Origin of the sequence: Ochrobactrum sp. SFR4, assembly GCF_019730395.1 — a bacterium.
Taxonomy (GTDB): domain Bacteria; phylum Pseudomonadota; class Alphaproteobacteria; order Rhizobiales; family Rhizobiaceae; genus Pseudochrobactrum.
Window position 1 is genome coordinate 1 of record NZ_JAAPBB010000181.1, and the last position, 479, is coordinate 479.

General features: G+C 67.6%; 1 protein-coding gene. It reads right to left on the reverse strand.

The window, feature by feature from the left end; genetic code table 11:
* Positions 1 to 479, reverse strand: a 479-nt coding sequence (locus tag HBA93_RS18480; RefSeq protein WP_221724272.1) for a helix-turn-helix domain-containing protein, incomplete at both ends; no start/stop codon positions are given.

A 479-nucleotide genomic window follows, 5' to 3' on the forward strand; every position in this document is an offset into this window, starting at 1 on the left:
CGTTCCCGGTCGGCTCATAGCGCCGCAGCCAGTCAATGAAGCTATGCGCCCGCAGATTCTTCAGCGCCCGCACGATCGTATCGCGCGACCGGCCTAGCCGATCCATGATCGTGGTGATTGACGGCTCAAGCCGGCCGGTGCGGAAGTCGATGAGATTGACGAACAGCCGCAGCACGTCCAGCGCCACCGATCCTAGCGGCCCGCTGCGCTCGCCCTTCTCGTGCAAGCCGGCCTCGTTGTAGATTTCGGCCGCCTTCAAGATCGCCTGCACGTCCTTGCGCGTCGTCGGCCGCCATATGCGGCCCTCCGATCGTCCCCGGATATGGCTATGCCGGCGAACTGGTGTCGGGCAGCGTGGGGCAGGGGGCGGAAAGATCAACCCTAGCGCGGTCTGTCCCGATCCCCGCAGGGCGGCCCGGCGCTCATGGGCGAGCGTCGTAAGCTCGCCGGCCTCGTCGTCGGTGAGCTGGCCCGCGCCG